General features: G+C 35.5%; 4 protein-coding genes and 1 pseudogene. 4 read left to right on the top strand and 1 reads right to left on the bottom strand.

Going from position 1 to position 5,351, the window contains the following annotated elements; genetic code table 11:
* The 3 genes and pseudogenes from ACFOU2_RS02040 to ACFOU2_RS02030 form a co-directional block, all read left to right on the top strand.
* Positions 1-263 (top strand): annotated as a pseudogene (locus ACFOU2_RS02040) (transcriptional regulator); the annotation flags it as partial.
* A gap of 831 nt (positions 264-1,094) precedes the next feature.
* Positions 1,095-1,754: a hypothetical protein gene (locus ACFOU2_RS02035; protein WP_377911801.1), complete on the top strand. Its 660-nt coding sequence runs from the start codon at positions 1,095-1,097 to the stop codon at positions 1,752-1,754.
* Positions 1,755-2,036: 282 nt separating this feature from the next.
* On the top strand, positions 2,037-2,693 hold the full coding sequence (locus ACFOU2_RS02030; RefSeq protein WP_377911799.1) for a DUF3967 domain-containing protein: 657 nt from the start codon (positions 2,037-2,039) through the stop codon (positions 2,691-2,693).
* Between the two features lie 538 nt (positions 2,694-3,231).
* Here ACFOU2_RS02030 and ACFOU2_RS02025 read toward each other — a convergent pair.
* Positions 3,232-4,020 (bottom strand): DUF2935 domain-containing protein, encoded by a 789-nt coding sequence (locus ACFOU2_RS02025; protein WP_377911797.1) that lies wholly within the window; start codon positions 4,018-4,020, stop codon positions 3,232-3,234.
* A 698-nt stretch (positions 4,021-4,718) separates the two neighbouring features.
* Here ACFOU2_RS02025 and ACFOU2_RS02020 point away from each other — a divergent pair.
* Positions 4,719-5,351, top strand: a 633-nt coding sequence (locus tag ACFOU2_RS02020; protein ID WP_377911795.1) for a transcriptional regulator, incomplete at its 3' end; no start/stop codon positions are given.

Below are 5,351 nucleotides of genomic sequence, written 5' to 3'. Positions count from 1 at the left end.
CAAAGGAAATCTATCGTTTATGGGGAAAAGTCCGTCTAGCGCACAAAATAAGCCGTCTAGACACACCTGTAGAGGAGTTATTGTCTCTTGTCATCCAAACTTTTAAAGGATCGGTCTTTGCCTATAAACAAAAACGAGTGAAAAAAGCCTTTACCGGTTACTTCTTCGGAAGCTTACGCAATGTGTTTGCTGCTGAAAAGAGACGAGAAGTCTTTAACAGTCAACCTGAGAACCCACTTTTCTATAACTTCTTAGAGGCGTGATCCATCTTAAGATGGATGAACAAAGCTTAAGCTTTGTTTTTTGGTCCCTAAAAAGTAAGGAAAATTATGTTTGGGTAGCATGCAGTTAATAAATGAATTAAAAAATGGGTTAAAAAACGAGTGATAAATAGAGTATCTATCTTATCCCATTTATTAACCGGAAGGAAAATAGATATACAAACAGATAAGTAATAGGCGTGGGATAAATGTGTGATAGATGTAAAAACGGTATAAAACTGGATGTAAAAATGAATGTATTCACCACATTTACTATCCAATTTACTTTTTAATTAAACGTTGTAAAAAATATTCCATTGATTGTTCTATAAATAGTTCAAAAAATTGTTGCTACTATATGGAACATTTTTTTGAACTATGATGCGGCTTGAGCGCCCCCCGCCAACACGGGTTATTTCCCTACAGACCTAGGGTTTTCCTATGCCTGCCGTCCTGCCGAACAGTCACGGCATTCCATACTTCCATTCCGTGACTGTTCGGCAGGACTATAGGTAAATAACCCACTTACCTTTCCAAACAAAAATGAAAGAGTAAGTGAGTGCTGGCGGGTGGATTAGTGGAAGAAGAGAAATGAGTAAGTAATAAAGAGTGTATAGAGAGAAAGAGAGTAGTAAGAGGATCAGGAGAAGAGTGGGAAAGAGAAGGACAGCAAGAAGAAGAGAAGAGAAAGGTCAAGTAAGGGAACGGATATAAGAGGAGAAAGTGTTAAGAAGGTTGTACAGGCGTTTTAAGCGTTTTTTAGTCATTGGAATGGGTTTTGTACTAGATTGATGGATTAGAGGGCTTAAAATGAAATCTAGGAGGTTGGGGGAAATGATAGAAACTAAAATGATTAGAGAACAATATAAAGATGATTATATAGAGTTGCAAAAACAATGGCGAAAGCATAGCAAGGAATTGTTTTTAGTTGGGAAGTTAGTGTATTGGGCTTATTGGGTTAGTAAATATGCTGAGAAATGTAAGGATGTTGAGGAAAGACAGCATTTATTTTCTTTAAAGAATAAAGCAATGCTGCTATTAGCTAAAAGTAAACATACACAAATTAGGAAATACGTTCCTGAGGTAAATAAAAAACTGTGTCGTCAACACTATAAAATTATGAAAAGCAAACATCGTAACATATGTTGGTTTCTAGATGCTTATAAACAGGATTTATTGGAATGTGAGAGTTGCCAAATGGGCGAGGAGCAGTATTATAACCTTTATTCTTTAGCTATTATTGATAACCTCGAGAAAGAGAAAAAGAAGCTATTATATATATTCTATAATCCCTATTTGTTACTGAGTGAACAGTTCCCGGTTCTAGAGGAACTAAAATCAGTTAAGCATTTCAACGGGAAAGAGTACGGAACAATAAGGGCTTCTGGAAAAGGAACTGTAGATTTAGATTTAGAGGATGGTTTTTCTGTAAAACTGATTGTTAAAAAATTCAATCAAAACTATGAGGAATTAAGGGAATATTTTTCAGCGTAAAAATAAACTTGCACCTTAAGGGTGAAAATAAAACTTTAAAGTATAGAACAAAAACCTTACAACCCTACACAACCCTTTCTAGTCAATGGATCCAGAGATCTATACTTTAAGGTTTGTGTAGAGTTACTTTAGGGCTTGGTTTAGGGTTTTACTCCAAACTCTAAAGTATAGTTTTGAAACCATAAAACCCTACACATCCTTTATGTAACAATACTTCCAGCCATCTATACTTCAAGGTTATTTTAGAGTTGGTTTAAAGTTTGAATTTAGGAGGTGTAAAGTTTGGATAGTGAAGAGATTACTTATACTACTGGTGACATTGCAAAAGAATTGCAAGTTAGTAGAACAACAATTATCAATCTAGTTAAAGAGTTTAGTTTAGAGGTTAGAAAAAATCCTAAAAACGGTTATCGATATTTTACAGTTGAAGATTTACATCATATTCGTGAGATCCAAGAACGTATTGCAAAAGTAGGTAAGGAACAAGCCTTACGAGATTGGCATAGTCCTAAAAAGGTAACGTCTGAAGCGAAGAAAGAAGCACAGAGAGACAGAGAACTCTATATACATGAAAGTGAAACCCTAAAACAGAGTTTAGCTTTACAGAAACAGTACAATGACCACTTATCAAACGAAATACAGCAATTGAAAAGTATGATTCAGGGGCTACAGTCTTCTCAAATATCTAAAGAGCAGGTAGAACAAATTGTTTTAGAAGAGTTTCCTTCTGCAATAAAAGACGTTCTTACAGAGAAAGACAATCAGATTGAAGGATTAAAAGCTCAGATGAATCGGCTTGAAGAATTTTTATCAAGTGATAGGGACAAAGCTCTTTTAGATGCTCTTCGCCAAAGTCAAGAAACTCAAAAACAAATGGCTACTGCAATGATGGCAGAAAGCCAAAGAGAAAAAAAGAAATGGTGGCAATTTTGGAAGTGATGCTGAGAATTTGCGGATAAACATATAGAATACCCATAACAAAGACCACCCTTATAAATTTCATAAGGGTGGTCTTTGTTATGGATCTTCGTTATTCAGCTAACGGGGGCGTTAGTGGAAGAAGAGATTGTATAAAACCCTTATTTTTTATGCAGCCGCCAGGCTTTTTTAGAAGCCAAAAACGTTGATTGATCAAGGATGTATAAAATGGTGCATAAACGATAAAAACGGACGACGTGAAACCCTTTGGGCGCCAAGGTTTTTTTCGTTTGCCAGGTTCCGGTAAGAATCGTTATGTAAACTAGATTTGTATAGAGTATGCAATGCCGTTATTTTATTTTTGATAGAAATATTTATATCTTACATAGATAACAAATAGTCCAACGAGCATCTGAGGGATAAAATATAGGAAAATGCTTCTTACCTTTGTAAATCGGCACTTTCCTGACAATATGTCTTAAAGACAAAGACAATCCTTTTGTTTTAATTAATCTAGATATTAAAAAATAAAACCTTAGTTTGATATCACCTATTAGTTTTATTTTTTAAGGTTAGCCTCAAACATATCAATGATATGAAGAAATCTTTCAGCTTCACGGAAAACATGATCTGCCAGAAGAGGGTGAATAATACTTTTAATTCTACATTCCTCAATTAAATCTCGGGCAGTTTTCTTAAAATCCCGAAGAGATGCAACAGACACTCGGTTCTCATCAAGAAATTGATTCAAAAGTGGCATTGTCTGGGACTGTGGTTTCATAGACTCTAAGTCTATAGCTTGAAAAACCAATTGATCAAAATCATTGCTGAAGTTTCGGGCCATATCTACAAGTTTTCTTTCCGATGGATCGAGGAGATGACCTATAAATTTGGCATGATCGGCCATTATTCTTAAAAAGAATACATTTTCTTTGATAATGGAATCAGCAAGTGGTTTCAATTTCCCTTCGTTTAACTCAATTAATCGTTTTCTAAAAAAATTGGCTTCCCGACTTATATGATCAACTAAAAGAGGAAAATTATTTGCGCCAGGCAACTGACAAGTTAATATTAACCCTAACACTTTTCGTTTAAAGAGAAATATACCCGTAGCAGCTTGTTGGACTTCCGAATTAAATCGTCTAATTTGTTCAGGATCGGTTTGATTTGTAAATGAATGAGATCGTTGTTCAATCTGTTCAAACAAACGATAAAATTGATTAGCCTCCTCGATTAGTTGTGTATCTTCACATCTAAATCCCAATCTAAGAAATAATGAGTGTTCTTTCATTATCCGTGACCAAAAACGAATTTCATCTAAGGATCGGTCTACAAATGGATTGGCCATTATTTTTCCTCCTAAAGTTGTAGGTTAATTTCACTTTAATCTTATTCCGGCGTATTATTAGACATGTACAGGTTCACGTTAAAAAAGCTCAGGTCTAATTTTGGACCTGAGCTTTTACTTTCTATATCGGATCTTATATCAACCTCTTTCATTCGTTGCGCAGCAACAAATGAAAAATATCAAATAATGACTTTTCATCGAAAAGGATATCATGCTCCTTTGATAAAAACAAACGCTAATTTTTGGTATTAACTTTATGAGAAAAATAAATTTGCGCAGCAAAACAAACGCTTTTAAAAAGCGTTTCGCAATGATAGTGAGTCCTAAAAAGGGAGCACTATATAATTGCACCCTGCAGAATGTTCTCTGTTAAATTATTGTTTCATTCTTTCAATCCCTCTTGTAGAACTTGGATATGTTTGGTATAAATAGAATCAAGTGAATAGTTCGGAGAAACAAAAAAGGCAAAGGCGTGTTATAGTGTGGCGGCAACCACCTATAACCGTCCACCGTGCTAGCACCACGGTAAACACTTGCCTTCACCTTTTTGTTTACTTTATTTATGCCTGTATTTTACGATAAATAAACGTAAACTTCAAGGGGTGGAGTCTACCTTTTACAGTCTAAAAAGGCGTGTTTACCGTTTTCATACGGTAGATACGTCTTTTTTGTTTTCCTAAAAGAAAGGGAGAACGAAGATGACTGTAAATAGACTGATATCCACTCAAGAATTTAATCAAATGCAAAGTTACAAGGAGTATGCGAAGAATCGTCGTGAACAACAAACTATGAAAGAAAAGTTAGTAGAAGTTGTAAAGGAAGCGTACGGCGACAGCTATGACCGTAAGAAACAAGAAACAAAGAACGCGATTGATATGATGTGCTGGCTGGCAGCAGACCGTGGATACTTCTTTATTGAAGATAAGACATTAGCCAAGCGTTATGGAGTGAGCGACAGGACGATTCGGGGGATCGAGGAGACTTTACGGGAGAAGAATGTCATTGTGACCGTTTATCGACGTTCATCGAAGCAAAACGGTCTTGGGAATCAAGTTCATCTATTTGTTGATCACCCATACTTTGATTATTGGGTCGAGTTCTTACAACTGGACGAGTTTTTGCCCGATTTCCAACCTGATTTCCAACCTGAAAATCCGGAGAAGCCTTGTGAAAGTAAGGAAGAACCAAAGAAAAATGTTTCTACCTATGATTTAACTTTAAAAACATTTATTAAACATAATAAACGTAAGGAAGATCATTTTTTAGATTCTGACTTTGTACCTTCTTATGTACCAGAGCGCTTTATTTTGGCTGTACAGCCGTTTTTTGGA

The sequence above is a fragment of the Bacillus songklensis genome (genome assembly GCF_042649685.1).
GTDB classification, from domain to species: Bacteria; Bacillota; Bacilli; order Bacillales; family Bacillaceae_H; genus Bacillus_BA; species Bacillus_BA songklensis.
This window is presented reverse-complemented; position numbering and strand designations above follow the sequence as displayed.

What these genes read in the sequence shown, in the direction of transcription:
- ACFOU2_RS02035 (WP_377911801.1), top strand. Translation starts at nt 1,095, where the DNA reads ATGATAGAAACTAAAATGATTAGAGAACAATATAAAGATGATTATATA.
- ACFOU2_RS02025 (WP_377911797.1), bottom strand. Translation starts at nt 4,020, where the DNA reads ATGGCCAATCCATTTGTAGACCGATCCTTAGATGAAATTCGTTTTTGG.